We start from the raw sequence: 18,375 nt of genomic DNA, 5'->3' as shown, positions 1-18,375 counted from the left end.
CATTCTCTCAATAAAATTTAATAATTTAACTTTTCAAGCATCAATCACACGCACATAAGCACTACATCAGAAAAACGTGATATTTTGAGTATAATGTAAGTTACAGGTTAAATACTCAATATTCAAGAATACTATAAAATTAGCAATGCTAGAAAAATCAAGATTATATTTCCCAACTCTTACCAAATCCAAGTATCAACCCCAAAGCCAAGATACAGCAATAGAAGCTGATATTTATTTCTTTCAAAAATGGCGACAACTATCATTAAAACAACGCATAGAAAGATTTATTAGCCATGAACGAGGAGTAAAAAAACTATGTCTGATAGGAATTAAATCTCGAAATCGCAATTCAACTATACAGGAAATTCGTAATTTATTTACCCGTGCTGTGTTAGGAGAAAAATTTACTCCTGATTTTCAACCAAAAGGTATTAAGGAAAATATGTGGATTCAAGATTCAATTTCTTTAGCAGGAGAACTACATCAACTTTTTGAATCAATTAATATTGATTATTATGTAAGTGGAGGTGTTGCTAGTTCTATTCATGGAGAACCACGTTCTACTCGTGATTTAGATTTGGTGATAGAATTTAAACCAAATCAAATAGATTTACTGGTAAAAACTTTAGAAGCATCTGGATATTATTGTCCAGCAGGTGCGGTAGAAGATTTGCAACAAGGTTTGGGAAATATGTTGAATATTACCCATACAGAAACTATTGCTAATGCTGATATATATATTACTGACAATTCACCTTTTGCAATATCTCAAATGCAGCGGAGAATATTAGTTGATTTAGATGGAATACCTGCTTTTTGGATAGCTTCAGCAGAAGATATTATTTTACAGAAACTTCGCTGGGGAAAGGGAAGTAAATCAGAAAAACAATGGCGCGATGTTTTGGGGATAATTAAGTTACAAGCAGAAATTTTGGATTATGGTTATTTAACAGAATGGGCGGAAAATTTAGATTTAGTTGTTGATTTAAGTGAGGTATTAACTCAAGCTGGGATATGAAATAAATATAAAAATCTCTCATGCTTAGAAACCCAACTTCTCTAAGAAGTCAGAAATCTTATGTTGATCACCCCCATAATTTGCTAAACTCCAATTTTGTCAAGGCAACAAAAATCTGAGTATTGGGAATTGAGAGAGGTTCGCAAAGTGGTGGAAAGTGAAGACGTAGAACAAATTTATCCCCAGGATTTTTCATGGCGGTTTTGGCCTGTTGTGCCAATTTACCCTTATGGTCAACGGCATACTATCCGTAAAGAAGTTGTCAAAGATACCATCTGGACCTTTGATCAATTGCAGGGAATTTTCTATGTAGTTGTGCCAATTCGCATGACTGTAGTTAAGCTGGAACAGGGCGGTTTGCTGGTTTATGCACCTGTCGCACCAACGGGAGAATGTGTTCGCTTGCTGAATGAGTTGGTAGCAGAACACGGTGATGTTAAGTATATTATTTTGCCCACGATATCAGGAATAGAACATAAAGTATTCGTTGGTCCATTTGCGCGACGCTTTCCCACTGCACAGGTATTTGTCGCTCCCGGACAATGGAGTTTTCCGATCAATCTGCCTTTGAGTTGGTTGGGTTTACCCGGTAAACGGACTCATATACTGCCTGAAAATAGCCAGGAAGCCCCTTTTGCTGAAGATTTTGATTATGCAACCATCGGACCGATTGATTTGGGTTTGGGTAAGTTTGCAGAGGTGGTTTTTTTCCACAAGCGATCGCACATTCTCTTAGTTACAGATACCATAGTTTCAGTACCAGCAGAGCCACCTGCAATTGTCCAACTTGACCCCTATCCCTTACTCTACCACGCGAAGGATAAAGCCTTTGACATCGTTGCAGATACCTCAGCAAACCGCCGTAAAGGGTGGCAGCGAATCACATTATTTGCCTTGTATTTCAGTCCCAGTGTGTTAGAAGTACCTACATGGGGTGAAGTATGGCGTGATGCCGAAAAAGCTCCAGAACGTTCGAGAAAAGCCTATTTCGGGTTTTTCCCCTTCCAATGGCGGGAAAATTGGCAAGATTCATTTGATATTTTACAAGGAAATGGGCGGATATTTGTTGCCCCAATTTTACAAAGTTTGATTTTAAATCGCGCACCCACAGAAACAATAAATTGGGCTAATAAAGTTGCCAGTTGGGATTTTCAATGGATTATTCCCTGTCATTTTAATGCCCCGATTAAAGTCGAACCGCAACAATTTCGTCAAGCATTTGCGTTTTTAGAAAAACAGCCTGTTGGGGGTTTAGTTAGTAGCAATAGCTATTCTTTGCCGGAGGATGATTTTAAGTTATTGAGAGATATTGATTCAGGTTTAAATAAGTTGGGTATTGTGCCACCAGCAAAAGAGAAAGTGTAATTATAAATAAACTGACAATGAGGTAGGTGTTTCAGATGTTTCAGTCTGTACACTTGGCATAAATAGACATCAGGATTTTTTTATGAATCTGGGAATATTTCGGGTTTTAAAGATGAGTTTTTTTCTACATCCTGTACATCCTTAAATCCTGGAAATCTATCATTTGTCAATAGGTAAATGACAAAAATACCTTTGTTTCGGGTTTGATTTTTAGTTTGCCCCTTTGCCTTTGCAAGAAATAAAAAATATTAATAATTGCTATACTAGAAAAATTACAACTATCTCATAGTAACCGTAAAAATATATGACTCTTAGCCAATTTCAACCCTATATTTCCATAGAAGAATACTTACAAGCTGAAAAATCTAGCCCTATTAAACATGAATATATCCAAGGGCAAATTTACGCAATGGCTGGTGCTAGTGATGCCCATGTAACAATTACCGCTAACTTAGTTGCCCTTTTAAGAAATCATATTCGTGGTACAGGATGTCGGCTTTACGTCGCTGACATGAAAGCAAGAATTGAATCTCTAGATATTTTCTATTATCCTGATATTATGGTAACTTGTGATTCAAGAGATACACAGTTTGAATATTTTAAACGATATCCGAGTTTAATTATTGAAGTTTTATCACCTTCTACAGAAGCCTTAGATAGAGGTGATAAATTTAGTGATTATCAAGAATTAGACACTTTACAAGAATATGTTTCAGTTAGTCAAAATCGGCAACGAATTGATTGTTTCCGGCGCAATTCCGAAGAAAGATGGGTTCTTTATAGCTATAGAGGAAATCAACAATTAGAATTAACCAGTGTGAATTTTTCTTGTCCTCTCGCTGATGTTTATGAGGATGTTGCTTTTCCTCCAAATTTAAGTAAATAAAATTCTAAAGATGAGTTTTTTCTACATCCTGAAAATGCTTAATTGTCTGATAGCGTAGCGTGGCGCAAGCCATATCAGGATGCTCAGGATTAGAGGATTTACAGGATTTTTTATGAATATTTATCTGGGAATATTTCAGGTTTTTAAGATGAGTTTTTTCTTCATCCTGAAAATGCTTAGTTGTCTGAATCAGGATTTCCAGGATTAGAGGATTTACAGGATTTTTTATGAATATTTATCTGAGAATATTTCAGGTTTTAAAGATGAGTTTTTTCTACATCCTCTACATCCTTAAATCCTGGATATCCTGATTCAGACAGTAGGGTGTGTAAGAGGATGTTTGAAAAGTATCAGAATTAATCGAGATCCCCCCAACCCCCCTTACAAAGGGGGGCTAAATTCCTCAAAGTCCCCCTTTTTAAGGGGGATTTAGGGGGATATGCGGGTGTCAGATCCCACACGAGAAAGTTTTCAAACATCCTCTAAGCGAAGCGTAATGCACCAAAATTGATTAAATTTAATCTCATGAATTAATGTGAGTTACGTCGCGCTCATAATTTAATCTATATTTCATAATATTTTCGCGCTTCTAACGCATCCTACAAACTATTTTTTTGTATTAATTTCAATAAGACTAACTCCATCATTATTGATGACTAATGAACAAAATATTCCTACCTTTTGATATTTATCCTGATTAAGGAAATCATCTACGGCAAAAGATGTCATTATACATACATCTTTTAGTATTGTGCCTTCTACTTGCCAGTCCCAAATTCTACACCTTAAATCTCTGGGTACATCAACTAAAGAAATAGCCCTAATCAAAGGATCAACTGGTGAACCATAACAAATTCTTCCATTGTAAATCCTTCCACTTATATGATGACAAGACCTTACGTCTTGACTACAAATATTACAGATTGATTTCTTCATCAAAATCTCCGGGCTTATATATTTTCCAATTCCAAAAGAAACTTCAAAAAATTTATCTATTGATTGTATATCATTTAACACAATATCTATTATTTCAGTTTCACTTAGGTACTGATAGACAAAGCCAAGTCTATCTTTACAGTCTTGCAATACTATCCAATTGTAATTAACTTCTTTGTGAGACTTATTCCATTCCTTATCTCTCATTATTTGTTTGAGATATGAAAATTCTTGCAAACCTCTAAATAGAATTGCAGAAATAAGAAGTTTGTTATAATTAATATTTATTTCTCCCCAATAACTAAGTTCAATAGTAGTTTTACAAAAATTAATAAAATTTAGGCATAATTTTTTTGCTCTTTCATATTTTTTATTTATAATTAATTTATACCACTTATAGAAATATTTATAAGTTTCTTCATCTAAATTATCTTCATTGATTTTAGTTGTTATTATCCTTTGGATTGACATTCTTAATATCATTGATAATTTTCTGAAAGTCTTCAAAATTTCCATCATAGTTTATAGAACGATATATATTATTTCCTTCTATTATTCTCAATTCAATATGAATTTTATTATTATTTTCCCCTTCTATACTTTTTGTTGAAAAATTTTGCTTTTTCTGAAGTTCAAGTGTTAATAAACTGGATATAACCGCAGTTAAGACTGGTATGGCTAGTTTATCTAAAATATAGGTTACACCAAACCATAATTCTATACCTCTACGTTCCAATTCTACCGTTTCTAACCCCAGATCATAAGAATTTGCACACTTAATTCCTGCTTCTCTTAAAAGTTTGCAAAAGTTTGCATTATGGGCAGTATCTATTAATTCTTCTTCTGTTGAAGCTGTTTCTATATTCTCAGGTAAACAAAGTACCTGATAGGCTTTAATTTTTTCAAAATCTAAACCATGTTTTTCTAGTTGTTTCATACTTTTCATTATGTATTTTACCCTTTTGATATTTTTGTCAAGTTAAAGTTCAGTAACATTAGTAATTTAAGTTTATCACGCAATCACCCTATTTCTTCCTTCGCTTCCTTCGTCCCTTCGTGGTTCATTAACTCTGCGCCTTTGCTCCTTAGCGACTTTGCGCGAAACCTTCATAATCCAGGGGCGGACAAACCGCCCCCATTAAAATCAGGTAACACCAAAAACAATCACCAAGCCCAAAACAGCCCCAAAAACGATCAAGGCATAGAATTGAACCCGACCATTTTCCAAGTATTTCAAACCTTCACCACTAACAAGAGTAAAGAAACCCGTGAGATTAACAGCGCCGTCAACAACGCGGAAATCAACTTCCATAACTTGTCTAGCCACACGACGCAAACCGAGAACAAAGACACGATGATAAATGTCATCAAAGTACCATTTGTTCAAAGATAAATCGTATAGCGGTTGAATGTTTTTAGCGATCGCACTAGGATCAATTTTGCGGGCTAAATACATCAACACAGCCAAAGTAATCCCAATCACAGAAACAGCCACAGAACTACCAGCCATAATGTAAAACTCATGGGGGTCAAATTCCGCAGCCTTTTCCATAACTTCCGCCAAAGTTTCGGTAGGAGGAAAGATAAACTGCTCAAAATAATTGGCGTAGGGAGTCCCCACCAAACCAATCAACATCGAAGGAATAGCCAACACCACCAACGGTAAACTCATCGTCCAAGGAGACTCATGAGGCTCATGGCTGTGGGAGTCATGGGAGTGACTGGCCAATTCTCCCTTTTTCATCGCCCCAGGACCAAAATTAGGCACTAATTCTGCTGTCCCTGACTTTTCAGCCAAAGCAGCAGCCGCATTTTTGAGTTTTACCTTGATTTTCTCGTCATTACCCCGGAATTTACCTTCAAATGTTGAGAAATACATTCTAAACATATAAAAAGCTGTAATCCCTGCTGTCACCCAACCAATAAACCACAGGAAAGGGTTAGCAGCAAAAGCCGCACCGAGAATTTCATCTTTTGACCAGAAACCAGCAAAGGGAGGAATCCCCGCAATGGCCAAGCAACCAATCAAAAACGTGAAACTTGTCACGGGCATATATTTCCGCAGTCCCCCCATTAAGCGCATATCCTGCGCTAATACAGGGTCATGACCAACAACTGCTTCCATGCCATGAATTACCGAACCAGAACCCAAGAATAGCATCGCTTTAAAATAAGCGTGGGTCATGAGGTGGAATAATCCCGCACTGTAAGCGCCCACACCCATAGCCATGACCATGTAACCAAGTTGGGAAATGGTGGAATAAGCCAAACCCTTTTTGATGTCGTTTTGGGTAATGGCGATAGTTGCTCCTAAAAACGCTGTAAATGCGCCAGTATAAGCAATTACGTTCATTGCGGCTGGGACATTTTCAAATACTGGGTACATCCGGGCAATTAGGAATACACCCGCCGCTACCATTGTTGCCGCATGAATTAGGGCAGAAATAGGGGTAGGACCTTCCATTGCGTCTGGTAGCCAGACATGGAGGGGGAATTGGGCAGATTTAGCCACAGGTCCCAGGAAGACTAAAATCGCCAACACAATGGCGAGGAAATTGCTAATAGAGCCGGTTTCTACTAGGTTAGATAGGCGATCGCCCATCACCATAAAATCAAAGCTGCCTGTCGCCCAGAACAGCCCCAAAATGCCCAATAGTAACCCGAAGTCACCGACGCGGTTGGTGACAAATGCCTTTTGACAAGCATCTGCTGCGGCTTTGCGGTCATACCAAAAGCCCACTAGGAGGTAGGAACACATCCCCACCAATTCCCAGAAAATGTAAACTTGTACTAGGTTGGGACTGACCACCAAACCTAACATGGAAGAGCCAAACAAGCTGAGATAGGCATAAAACCGCACATAACCCGGATCATGCGCCATGTAGCCATCGGTGTAAATCATCACCAAAACGGCTACTGTGGTGACAATCACCAGCATTAGAGATGTCAGGTGGTCAATAGTGTAGCCCATCGTCAGGTGAAAATTCCCGGCTGATGCCCATTCCACAGTCCAAAGATAAGACGCATGGCCTTGAAATTGACTCCACAGCAAAGCCAACGACAGTGCCATAGAAGCTCCCATGAGGGAGATAATAACTACAGCATTCAACTGTCGCAGGCGGTTTGTCACCTGATTTATCGAGATTAGCCCTAGACCGACCAGCATTGCTCCCAAGAGAGGTAATACTGGAATCAGCCAGGCATACTGATAGATTACTTCCATCACTAACGCCTACTTTTAGAATTCTGTACAAATATATTGAATTGAGAAGATGCCCAAAAAATGAAAATTCAATTGGGGATTGCTGATTGAAAAGAAATAAGCTACTTCTGATAGCCCAATACTTTCAAGTTAGCTTGAATTTTCCCACTTCAAACTTGAGTTAACTGAATAATCAGAACTGCTAATAATTGTGACACACACCCTTGAGGATAAAATACCCCACCTGATACCCTTTAGGTGGGGTGTTAAGCATGGTTTTATATTTGGTCAGTTGTTAGTAGGGGCGAAGCATTTGGAAGATAAATTATCGGACATTGCCAAAAATAGTTCTCCAAATGCTTCGCCCGTACAGTTGTCAGTTGTCAGTTGTCAGTTGTCAGTTGTGATTGGAATAATTCTTTCCCCCTGCTCCCTGCACCCTGACTCCTGCTATATCTATTTTCTCGTGACTTGTATAGGTGAATTTAATTGCTTCTAAAGCTTGACGTAAATCGTCTTTACCGGGAAAACCTTCTAAACGTTGTTTGACTATACCTTTTTCAATTAATAGTAAAGTCGGTAGTGATTTCAGTCTATAGGTATTAGACAACTTAAAATTTTGGTCAGCGTTGACTCCCACCAATTTAAGTTCATCACCACATTCAGCCTGAAATTGTAATAATAGCGGGTGAATGATGCGACATAGTCCACACCAGGGTGCTTCAAAATTAACTAAAACAGGAACTGAAGATTCTAAAACTTCTTGAGTAAATGTCCGTTCATTAACCGACAACACCATGATGCCTCTCGTGATTATAAGGTTTTTATCTCAAAATTAGCTGTCAGCAGCAGCAAATTGGTAAGTTATCCCATTTTGGGGTTTAAATTTTAAATTGAGGATTTTCATGTTTTTCTGCTGACAAAAAAGCCACCGTGATTGTCGCGCTGGCTGTTCTCCATTTCCAATCCTGATTGCTATTGCTTCTGAAAAATTTTACAATGCTGAGAGCGCGGCTGGGTGCAGTCTATACATTGATATTTATTTACCGTTTCGACTAAGGTAGATAGTGACTTTTTGTCTACGTCCATAAAACCCACTTCAGCCTGGCGGATAAATTCTTTCCCCAATCCCAGTTCTCAACAGTTTAATGATATATGTTTGAGTCTATCATACATTGTTTTGGTAGCAAGTGATCAGCACAAAGTTTTATTAGATTTATATGTTTTGTTGATCTTGGGGATCAGACTAAACTACCACATTATCCTACTTGTTGCCACTAATAACAAGGGGTGCGACCACCATAATAGACCAGTAAAAATGGCAACTCCTAAATAAGCAGGGCGGAGAAATTCTTCCCAGTTCCAAGATTGACGTCCATCAATAATCGCTTGAAAGGGGATAATCGAAGTCCGTTGTTTGACCATCTCAAAAGCTTCTCCATAGCGTTGACTTAAACGGCGATCGCCATGCCATACTCCAAATAGGTGATGTATTACTAAACCGATTGAGGTAACAAGAGTGAAACTAGTTCCTAACCACAGGGTATGGGCTACACACCAAATAACCTGTCCTACCATTTGGGGATGACGGGTAATACGGATAATCCCTGTTTCATAAAGATGAACTTGGGGCTTTTGAATAGCCGCAATTTCTAGTAGATTGAAGGTAGCAGGATATAAAAATAAAAAGGATATAGCTGATAGTACCCAAACTAATGCCCCCACTCCTGGTATACCTTGTACCTGCCAAAGTTGCCAGCCATCGTAACGGTGATTAAAAAAGTAAACAATTAAGATCACAGCCAAAGGCAGGCTAATTAATGCAAAGATAATGCGATAAAGCCTCGGTCCAAGGTATTTTTCTGCCCAAGGACGCACAGCAGCCCCCCCGCTATGGGCGATCGCAAAAACTAATTGTAACCCTAGTATGACAAAATGACTGGAGGTAAACCAAGGATTGGACATCATATATACAACTCAATTCAAAATTCAAATTCAAAGAAGCTACTATTGGTAAACATCTTGACTGGTGTAAGCTATTAGCTATCAGCTATCAGTAGTCAGCCAAGAACAGGAGTAAAGAAGACGAATTATTCATTTTCTTGAAGTTACACCCAGGCAATTAGTTTTAATTACCTGTATTTCCGTCTTAAAATCTGATAGCTGAAGGCTGACGGCTGAATGCTTGATTATACACAGGAAGATTTTTGTCAAGATGTTGTGGTAAGTATTTTAGTTAGTTGTTCAAATCTTAACAATGCCATAAATCATGCTTAGTCACCAAACTATTCATTTTGATTTATTTTTAAAGTTGCTCATGAATCCCAGGTTGTGGGTTAAGCCTTATGTCTGACCTTCCTTTTACTTTAGATCAGTTACGAATTCTCAAAGCGATCGCCCAAGAAGGGAGTTTTAAGCGGGCTGCTGATAGCCTTTACGTCTCCCAACCTGCTGTGAGTTTGCAAGTTCAAAACCTGGAACGACAACTGGATGTTCCCCTATTTGACAGAGGAGGCCGTCGCGCTCAATTGACTGAAGCGGGACATCTACTTCTGAGCTATGGGGACAAAATCCTCAGCTTGTGTCAGGAAACCTGCCGCGCCATTGAAGATTTGCAAAATCTCCAAGGAGGTACATTGATTGTTGGTGCTTCCCAAACCACTGGCACTTATCTGTTACCAAAAATGATCGGCTTATTTCGCCAAAAATATCCAGATGTAGCCGTACAATTGCACGTCCATTCTACCCGTCGCACGGCTTGGAGTGTATCTAATGGCCAGGTTGATTTAGCAATTATTGGTGGGGAAATTCCCACTGAATTAGCGGAATCTTTAGAAACTGTTCCCTATGCTGAAGATGAATTGGCACTCATTTTACCCACATCCCATCCCTTTGCTAAATTAGAAACAATTCAAAAAGAAGACCTATATAAACTACAATTCATTGCTCTTGACTCCCAATCAACTATCCGCAAAGTCATTGATCAGGTTTTAGCCCGTTGTGATATTGACACTAGGCGGTTTAAGTTTGAAATGGAACTAAATTCCATAGAAGCTATTAAAAACGCTGTCCAATCTGGCTTAGGTGCTGCCTTTGTTTCTACTTCAGCGATCGCTAAGGAGTTACAAATGGGTGTTCTCCATCGTGCCCCCATCGAAGGAGTAGTGGTGAAGCGGACACTCTGGCTAATATGTAACCCCAATCGCTATAGATCCAAAGCCGCAGAAGCTTTTAGTCAGGAAATTTTACCTCAGTTTGCTAACCCAGCCTGGACACAGGAGGTGTTAAAATTATCACAAATCAATCAAGTGATAAATAGTACATTGGATATAGCAACATCTAACGGTTCTGATGCCAATTAAAAACCTTGTTACCAGTCAAAAGTCATTAGTTAACGACAAATTTCTAATGACCAATGACTCATTTGAATAACAAACAATATGGAAGTCTGCTGCACTCGTCCCCACTGTCAACATCCTAAAAATCACTTTCCTGATTTAGATGATATTAAAACACTAAAAACAGTACCGCAAAAATTTTGTACTAGCTGCGGTATGCCCCTGATTTTACGTGACCACTATTTGCCAATTAAACTTTTGGCTACCGGAGGATTTGGTGCTGCTTTTTTGGCAATTGATCGTGATACTCCGAGAATGCGTCAATGTGTAGTTAAGCAATTTCAACCAAGTGGTAATTTAACGGAAGATGCCTTAGAAAAAGCCAGAATTTTATTTACACAAGAAGCAGGAGTTTTAGAAGAAATAGGTAATGAACATCAGCAAATACCTAAATTATTTGCTTTTTTTACGATTACAGTTCCTAACCTAAAAATAAATAAGTCAGAGCAGTTTTTTTATTTAGTTCAAGAATATATTTCTGGACAAACTCTAGAAGAAGAATTAGTTGAACAGGGCAATTTTTCTGAGATAAAAATCCTAAAAATACTCAGGGAAATTCTCCCAGTTCTCCAGTTCATCCATGACAAAGGTATTAGCAGTAACAACATTATTTCGACTTATTTATAAATTAATGTCTTCAATTCTTTAGAAAAAAAGCACTAAGGAAACCACCCATGTCTCAAAAAAAAGAAACTCTGTCACTGCTCTTATCTCTTGTTCTTACCTCTGGATTAAGCTTGGTTTTGCTGTTGCTTTCTTTAATGGAACATTGGGGACGAATTAACAATAATTCTAGTACCACTAACTCTGCTAATCAGAATCTCACTCAGAACCCCAGTAACAACATTATTAACCGTAATCCGCCACCAGTCAGTAATTGTAAAATCCCCAATTTACCACAAGGTATATTTAGTTATAGTGGTAGTACAACATGGGCTCCTATCCGTCGGGATGTAGACTCAGTCCTCAAAAATAGTTGTCCTCAGTTTGATTTACGTTATACCCAACCCATTAACGAAAAACCAGGTTCAGGAACTGGGATTAAAATGTTGATAGCAAATCAACTAGCTTTTTCTCAATCTTCTCGTCCCGTTAAACCAGAAGAAAACGAAACTGCCAAAACCAAAGGATTTAGCTTAAAAGAAATTACTGTAGCCATTGATGGAATTGCGATCGCTGTTAATCATAACCTAAATATTCCAGGATTAACAGTTTCTCAACTTAAAGATATTTACACTGGCAAAATTACTAACTGGCAACAAGTAAGTGGTACAAATTTACCCATTATTCCCCTATCTCGCAGCAAAGAAGCCGGTGGCACAGTAGATTTTTTTGTCGAAAACGTTCTCAATAAAGATAAATTTGGCAACAATATTAATTACATTGGTACAACCACAGAAGCTATCCGCAAAGTAGCTATTGCTCCTGGTGCTATCTATTATGGTTCTGCTCCAGAGATTGTCCCTCAATGTACAATCAAATCCCTACCAATAGGACGGACAAGTGAGCAATTAATAGCACCTTACCAACAACCAGAAATAACTCAATCTCAATGTGCCAACAAGCCTAACCAGTTGAATTCTCAAGACTTTCGCAGTGGCAACTACCCAATCACCCGCAATTTATTTGTGATTATAAAACAAAATGGTCAATCAGACCAACAAGCCGGGGAAGTGTATGCAAATTGGTTAGTTACATCTCAAGGTCAAGAACTGATTGAAAAAGCTGGATTTGTCAGAATCAAATAAAAGGAGTCAGGAGGAAGAAAGAAGAAAGAAAGAAAAGAATTATCTATAACCTGGAAAAGTGCCTGAGTTTTCATGATACCAAAAGCCGAGATCAATAATTGGAACCAGGTGGGTGGCCCCAATTTGCTGATCTAGCGTTATGAGTGCCTTCATCATAAATGCGGCACTAGAGAACATTTTGTCCAGGACATCTTCATTTCATACCCGATTACCCAAAATCTGTTTGTGGTGGTCAAACAGATTCGTAAAATTGACACTCTCAGGGCTAAAGCCCCTGAGTTTCCGACTTACCGCGAGATATTATGAGGAGCAGGTTCACAGAACTAATTACCCAATTTGGACTAGTTAGAATCCGCTGATACCTGCCATTGGTGTGTCCGAGAGTGGCAAGCTCTCAGTCAACATCTATCAATTTGCTGCTCATTAAAGATTTGAACTAGATCCTAGCTGACTCTATTGATAGATTCAGCGGGTAGGCAAATCAGATTATCTCCTTGGGTCAGGATTAAGCCCCGTTGACGTAATTTACCCATTAAACGAGTGACAGTCACACGGGTTGAACCAATGGCGCTGCCTATTTGGGCATGGGTGAGGGGGAAGGGCAAGGAATAACCACGAATGACATCAGGATCAGTTTCGCTCATTGAAGGCTCTCCATATTCCTCAATCAGTAGGGTGAGAAATCCTAAGAGTCTGTCAATTGTCCGACGTTGTCCTAAAGCACTCAACCATAGCAACTTGCGCTGGTGCTGATATCTAAAAGCATCCATAACTTCACGGCGGAAGTGAGGCCAGTTGTCTAGGTCATGCCAGTACATCCACAGCACTGCTGTTTGGTCAACGTGGGCGTAGGACTGGAGTGTAAATGGAGATTGAGCAACAATTTCAAAAGGTTGACCTGCTCCCACAAAACCCAAGAAAGCTTCTTCTGGAGTTCTGTTAATCCGTCTAGATGTTAACTGACTAGCAGTAGCACTGACTTGGGCAGTTCCTACCATGCGAATAGCACCTCTTTGGACTAAATAGAGCAAACCAGGTCTAGCTGGAATCCGCTCATCTTTACTGAAGGTGCGGCAGCGGTAGTGTTCTTGGGCCCAGTCAAGGATTCGCTGCCAAGTTAAGAAAGGACGTGAAGCTTCGGAAAAGGAGGATTGAGATTGCATAGGTAACAAAGAGTGTTTGGCTGAGAACAAAGACGTGATAAGAAAAGTGCAAGGAGTGTCTTTGTGTTAACGGGGTAGGCATAACGCCTAACAGCGTCAGCCCTCCAATGGGATAGAAAGCTAAATTGCTCTCTATTTTTTCTTATACTTCCTACTGTACAACAAGGGTAGTAAAGATTACCCATTTTTTATACATTATTCATCAAATTTTATCCTACTCTCATTTTTCCTTACATAGACTAAACTTCTGTCTGAAGATAGATGGAACAGGATAAAATGATGCACACCATAAATTTTTTACAAAGAAATACGTGTGTTATAGACTACTTTTAGCTCAAAATAAAGCAATTGAGCATTTAATAACTGGATATTTAGTGTCTTTCTTCAGTATTTTTACCAATAGTGGGGAAATTACAAGCATAAAAGGGAAAAAAGTTCCTCTCTATCAGGGAGGATATAATCAGAAAATTTTATATATCTCTGGTATGGCTATGAGCATATCAAAATCTCAGAATTCACCAGCGATGGAAATTGCTCAGGCGATTGTTGAGCATTTATCCCGAAATAGTGCTAGTTTATTTAACGTTAAAGTAGTTCCCCCCGGTTGGATTCATATAGAACTCGTTGACTCTACCTTAGCGGCTTGGTTACACTGTCTCACTGTCAGCGGAAATGAGGAATGCTCACTAGAACAAAGTGAACAGGCAAAAAGTAAAATTTCTGTTCCTAATCGCCAATTAACCAACTCATTAACAATTTTTAAAATTCAATACGCTCATTCACGATGCTGTTCTTTGTTGTGTATAGCAGAAAAGGAAGGATTAATTGAACTTGATAGAACAAATATTAAAGGTTTTGTATCTGTAAACGCTATATCTTGGCTTAATTGTGATCAAAAACTTCGCATTAATCACGCTGATGAGAGTTTTCTGATTTACCAATTAGTCAAAGTGGTAGATGATTTGGTTTGTGCTGATAGTGGTAGTTCCATTAACTGGTCAAAAGCAGGTGAGAATTTGAGTCAAGCTTTTGAGCGGTTTTGGTGTAATTGTCGGATTTGGGGGGAAGTGAAAATTCATGATCCAGAATTAGCTCAAGCAAGATTAGGATTGCTGATAGCGACTCAATTGGTTTTAAGGTCTGTGTTAGAAGACAAATTGGGGATTGTCGCACCTGTAGAACTTTAATATGTGAAATTCAAAAATTCAGATCCCCCACTTCTTTGAGAAGTCGGGGATCTATCTTTCTATCTTGTCGGAATTTTACAAAAACTTTGAGAAATTCTCTTGACAAAATAAATATCTCCGACTACAATCGCAGGTGTGTGAGGAGCGAAATTAGGAAAGACACCGAGACGAAACACGGCCAGTCGTCGGTGTCTTTTCTTGTTTTTGGATTTTTATTTAAGTAAGAATTTTTCCATTGCTATGGCTGCACCATCTAACTCTACACTAGGTGCTACCCAATCAGCGATCGCTTGCACTTGGTCTGGTGCGTCACCCATAGCGACACTAATGCCAGCATAACTGAGCATTTCTACATCATTGAAATTATCACCGATAGTCATGACATGATGACTTTCTAAACCTAGCATTTCTTCAGCTAGATAACGGACAGCATTGCCTTTATTAACATGAGTGTTAGCTGCTTCTAGGAAGGTGGCTACAGATGTTGTCATATATAATTCTGTGGGTTTATATCTATGGCGTAAATTAGTCAAAAGTTGTTGAATTAGACTCGTATCATCACACAAAGCTAAAATTTTAGTGGGTTCATGATCTAATAATTGACGTAAATCACCAACGGGAATAGCATTCACACCACAGCGTTGTTGATAACTTTCCGTTTCTTTGGTAATTTCTCGCACATAAAGCTGGTCGTTGATGTAAAAATGAACTGAGAGGAGCGATCGCAAATCTGGCTGTTCAAAGTATTCTAGGAGTTGCAGGGCAATTTCTCTAGATACAGATAAATGACGGTGAATTTCCTGAGTATTTGGATCTTGAATCCAAGCTCCCTGATAAGCTACTAAAGGCAGCGTAGAGCCAATTTCTTGATGAAACCGCAAAGCTGAACAATACATCCTTCCTGTGGCTATAGCTACCTTAATTCCCTTGGCTTGTACAGCAGCAATCACTTCCTTGACAGGATGACTGAGAGTATTGGATTGTCCCGCAATTGTCCCATCTATATCTAAAACCAACAGTTTAATATCTTTTTCGTCTTGACTCTGATTTAAAGGCATTGTATCCATAAACTCCCCAGTTTTTAGTATTGTTTAAAATTATACGGGTATAAATAGCTCATTTAACCCAACACCATCCCAAATTTGCCCTAGAGATAAGCCATTTCATTGATATACTAAACACGGGTGAGATTTAAACTTTTGCCAAATGACAAAGAACCCAGATGTGTAGGGGTAAAGCAAGAGCTAAACCCCTACGTTTAGAATCAAACAATCAAGCCGTTTTGAGTATAAACGCAAGTAACTGATTCGCATTACCGCAGAATCAGGATTTATTCCTTAACGAAATCCCTCAAGAATGTAATTTGTTAACTAAGGGACTTCCAATTACAATATAACTAAAACTTATAGAAACCCAATAATAGTTTTAATATTCATAACTTATGATAATTCAGCTTTAGATTTTCTTAAGAATTAATTGAGAATAATTTTTATTTAGTAACGAGCTTGCAATACTTTTGAGAGTTTGCTACAATTATCGAGAATTTCATAATTGGGTTATTCTTGTCAATTTTCTAATTGACTGACAAGGCTATTTTGAAAAGCCTTTATTTATGGTTATTACAGAAATAAATCCCGAAAAATAATACAAAACTTTACAAATTAACAGCAAGTTCCGAGACGAATTTTTAGACAGCAATTATCCAAAGAATTATATAGAACAAATATACTATTGACATACAGAATATTTTATGATAAGCGAGAGTAATTTTCGGTTGGATATAAAACCTTTAAATCACTATGTTGTATATTAAATCTGGAGAAAAAAATTAGAATAGACAATTACCAAAAACCAGCAGGAAATAACAATGGATAATTTTTCGTTTTTGACCAATGTATTCCCATCAGTTGATATTTTTATAGGATTTAAACCAGCTTTAAAAAGAAATACAAAAGGCAAAACAATTTTTACTTTTTCTGATGTTGATGACAATTTATTAGGGAGTCGGGTATTAAAAGAAGCAAGAGGTCTAAAAAAACTCGCAGTTCCTTCCATAACTCATAAGATACATATTAAATCATTCAATGAAGATTACTATCTCGCTGATGTCAAATTAATGATTGAGGACTGCATTAAAGATAAAATTGCCTATGTCAAGAGAGATTATGGGTTAACACCTGAAGAATATTATCAAGAAATACTAGAAACTCGTGCAAAAGCAAATTTAATTAAAGAGGCTGCTTTAAAAATTGATAAGTCTAAATTTCCCAGTGGTGAGGAATTTGAAGTTGAAACTGAGTAGTTGACACTCTCAAGGTATTGTCTCTATGCTGTACTGATAAATCCAAACTAAATAGTTGCCATAATTACACGCCCAAAGAGGGTGCTAGGGCTAAAGTTTTTGTCAGATCAGCAAGGAGAACGAGATCGCAGAGGTTAAACAGTTCTACCTCAGTCTGCGCCCGTCTCATCAGCCGCAGGAAATTACCTTCAGTGTCAACACTTAAAGCAATGTAGTTAAGGAACATTTTCAGGTAACCTACCCGCGCTCGCTCTGGCATAGTTGAGGCTGTGGGAGTTTGACATAAACGATCAATATAATTGCGTACATCTGCTAAAGGAACAGGTGTGATCTGTTCTCCTCGCAAAGCCTGGCGAATTTGATTAAACAGCCAAGGATTGCCAATTGCCCAGCGTCCCACCATCACACCCGCTGCACCGGTTTGCGAAAGCACTTCCAGGGCAGTTGTCGCCGAATTGATATTACCATTGGCAAGCACTGGACAATCTACCCGTCTTACCGCTTCCGCAATCAAATCATACTTAACTTCCCCGTGATACATATCTTTCACCGTGCGACCATGTAAACTGAGCAAATCAATATTGTGGCGATTGATTATATCGAGAATTTCGGAAAAGTTATCTGTATTTTCAAAGCCTACACGCATCTTCACGGTTAAAGGTTTATCATTCACAGCAGCACGCAGTTCTCCCAAAATCCGCTCGACTTTTTCCGGTTCTCTCAGCAATCCACCGCCAACATTTTTGCGATAGATTCTCGGCGCGGGACAGCCCATGTTTAAATCTACTCCCGCGATATTATATTTGCAGAGTTCCTTTGCTGTTCTCACTAAATCGGGAATACTTTCGCCAATCATTTGTGCAAAAACAGGGCGACCGGTATCATTTTCGGTAATTGCTGCCAGAATTTTAGAATTGAGCCGTGAGGTATCATTGACGCGGAAATACTCGGTAAAGAAGTAGTCAGGACTGCCGTAGTGGGCAATAACTTTCATGAACCACAGGTTTGTCACATCTTGCATGGGCGCAAGAGCAGTGAAGGGTAGGTTTTTCTGAAGCGATTGGGGGAGCGATACCTGGAACATAGAGATGAAGAGCTTTCAACAAAGCATAACTGGATCAAAAAATGGTGACTTAGCTTCTTCAACATAACGCATAAAAAAAATTA

Annotated in this window: 17 protein-coding genes; 9 read left to right on the top strand and 8 right to left on the bottom strand. The window is 38.4% G+C overall.

The features are described 5' to 3' along the window. Window positions 1-145 precede the first annotated feature (145 nt). The 3 genes from ANA_RS15815 (at window position 146) to ANA_RS15805 (ending at window position 3,272) form a co-directional block, all read left to right on the top strand. Window positions 146-1,021, top strand: a complete 876-nt coding sequence (locus ANA_RS15815) for a hypothetical protein (RefSeq protein ID WP_015081045.1) — start codon at window positions 146-148, stop codon at window positions 1,019-1,021. A gap of 147 nt (window positions 1,022-1,168) precedes the next feature. Continuing rightward, window positions 1,169-2,386: a DUF4336 domain-containing protein gene (locus tag ANA_RS15810; protein WP_015081044.1), complete on the top strand. Its 1,218-nt coding sequence runs from the start codon at window positions 1,169-1,171 to the stop codon at window positions 2,384-2,386. A 304-nt stretch (window positions 2,387-2,690) separates the two neighbouring features. Continuing rightward, on the top strand, window positions 2,691-3,272 hold the full coding sequence (locus ANA_RS15805) for a Uma2 family endonuclease (RefSeq protein ID WP_015081043.1): 582 nt from the start codon (window positions 2,691-2,693) through the stop codon (window positions 3,270-3,272). Between the two features lie 606 nt (window positions 3,273-3,878). On the opposite strand, the gene ANA_RS15800 is transcribed toward ANA_RS15805, so the two are convergent. The 3 genes from ANA_RS15800 to ANA_RS15790 form a co-directional block, all read right to left on the bottom strand. Beyond that, window positions 3,879-4,679, bottom strand: coding sequence for a hypothetical protein (locus ANA_RS15800; protein ID WP_015081042.1), 801 nt, complete (start codon window positions 4,677-4,679; stop codon window positions 3,879-3,881). After that, entirely contained in the window at window positions 4,651-5,145 is a 495-nt protein-coding gene (locus ANA_RS15795; protein ID WP_148279066.1) for a hypothetical protein, read from the bottom strand. The genes ANA_RS15800 and ANA_RS15795 overlap by 29 nt, the downstream gene beginning before the upstream one ends. Window positions 5,146-5,352: 207 nt before the next feature. After that, window positions 5,353-7,431, bottom strand: a complete 2,079-nt coding sequence (locus tag ANA_RS15790) for an NAD(P)H-quinone oxidoreductase subunit 5 (protein ID WP_015081040.1) — start codon at window positions 7,429-7,431, stop codon at window positions 5,353-5,355. Window positions 7,432-7,621: 190 nt separating this feature from the next. Here ANA_RS15790 and ANA_RS24785 point away from each other — a divergent pair, with 190 nt between their 5' ends. Further along, entirely contained in the window at window positions 7,622-7,909 is a 288-nt protein-coding gene (locus ANA_RS24785) for a hypothetical protein (protein ID WP_085929751.1), read from the top strand. Here the strand turns inward: ANA_RS24785 and ANA_RS15785 are convergent. Beyond that, on the bottom strand, window positions 7,808-8,209 hold the full coding sequence (locus ANA_RS15785) for a thioredoxin family protein (RefSeq protein WP_015081039.1): 402 nt from the start codon (window positions 8,207-8,209) through the stop codon (window positions 7,808-7,810). The genes ANA_RS24785 and ANA_RS15785 overlap by 102 nt on opposite strands. Window positions 8,210-8,661: 452 nt before the next feature. Next, window positions 8,662-9,378 carry an NnrU family protein gene (locus ANA_RS15780; protein WP_015081038.1) on the bottom strand — a complete coding sequence of 239 codons (717 nt, stop codon included), beginning with the start codon at window positions 9,376-9,378 and terminating at the stop codon, window positions 8,662-8,664. A 377-nt stretch (window positions 9,379-9,755) separates the two neighbouring features. Here ANA_RS15780 and ANA_RS15775 point away from each other — a divergent pair, with 377 nt between their 5' ends. The 3 genes from ANA_RS15775 to ANA_RS15765 all read left to right on the top strand — a co-directional run bounded on the left by ANA_RS15775 (window position 9,756) and on the right by ANA_RS15765 (window position 12,556). Beyond that, window positions 9,756-10,772 (top strand): LysR family transcriptional regulator, encoded by a 1,017-nt coding sequence (locus ANA_RS15775; RefSeq protein WP_015081037.1) that lies wholly within the window; start codon window positions 9,756-9,758, stop codon window positions 10,770-10,772. A gap of 78 nt (window positions 10,773-10,850) precedes the next feature. Beyond that, window positions 10,851-11,435, top strand: coding sequence for a 4-Cys prefix domain-containing protein (locus ANA_RS15770; RefSeq protein ID WP_015081036.1), 585 nt, complete (start codon window positions 10,851-10,853; stop codon window positions 11,433-11,435). Between the two features lie 47 nt (window positions 11,436-11,482). Further along, the gene (locus ANA_RS15765) at window positions 11,483-12,556 is read left to right on the top strand and encodes a PstS family phosphate ABC transporter substrate-binding protein (RefSeq protein ID WP_015081035.1); all 1,074 of its coding nucleotides are present in this window, start codon (window positions 11,483-11,485) and stop codon (window positions 12,554-12,556) included. Window positions 12,557-12,999: 443 nt separating this feature from the next. Here ANA_RS15765 and ANA_RS15760 read toward each other — a convergent pair whose 3' ends face one another. After that, the gene (locus ANA_RS15760; RefSeq protein WP_015081034.1) at window positions 13,000-13,719 is read right to left on the bottom strand and encodes a Crp/Fnr family transcriptional regulator; all 720 of its coding nucleotides are present in this window, start codon (window positions 13,717-13,719) and stop codon (window positions 13,000-13,002) included. Window positions 13,720-14,093: 374 nt separating this feature from the next. On the opposite strand from ANA_RS15760, the gene ANA_RS15755 reads away from it, so the two are divergent. Beyond that, window positions 14,094-14,906 (top strand): DALR anticodon-binding domain-containing protein, encoded by an 813-nt coding sequence (locus tag ANA_RS15755; RefSeq protein WP_148279124.1) that lies wholly within the window; start codon window positions 14,094-14,096, stop codon window positions 14,904-14,906. Window positions 14,907-15,118: 212 nt separating this feature from the next. Here ANA_RS15755 and ANA_RS15750 read toward each other — a convergent pair whose 3' ends face one another. Next, window positions 15,119-15,973, bottom strand: a complete 855-nt coding sequence (locus ANA_RS15750; RefSeq protein ID WP_015081032.1) for a Cof-type HAD-IIB family hydrolase — start codon at window positions 15,971-15,973, stop codon at window positions 15,119-15,121. Between the two features lie 800 nt (window positions 15,974-16,773). Here ANA_RS15750 and ANA_RS15745 point away from each other — a divergent pair. After that, entirely contained in the window at window positions 16,774-17,208 is a 435-nt protein-coding gene (locus tag ANA_RS15745; RefSeq protein ID WP_015081031.1) for a hypothetical protein, read from the top strand. 64 nt (window positions 17,209-17,272) lie between these two features. Here the strand turns inward: ANA_RS15745 and ANA_RS15740 are convergent, their stop codons facing one another. Further along, entirely contained in the window at window positions 17,273-18,292 is a 1,020-nt protein-coding gene (locus tag ANA_RS15740) for a tRNA dihydrouridine synthase (protein ID WP_015081030.1), read from the bottom strand. Between the last annotated feature and the right edge of the window lie 83 nt (window positions 18,293-18,375).

The sequence above is a fragment of the Anabaena sp. 90 genome (assembly GCF_000312705.1).
GTDB lineage: Bacteria > Cyanobacteriota > Cyanobacteriia > Cyanobacteriales > Nostocaceae > Dolichospermum > Dolichospermum lemmermannii.
Note: the sequence above shows the minus strand (reverse complement) of the source record. Positions and strands in the feature narration are given on the sequence as shown.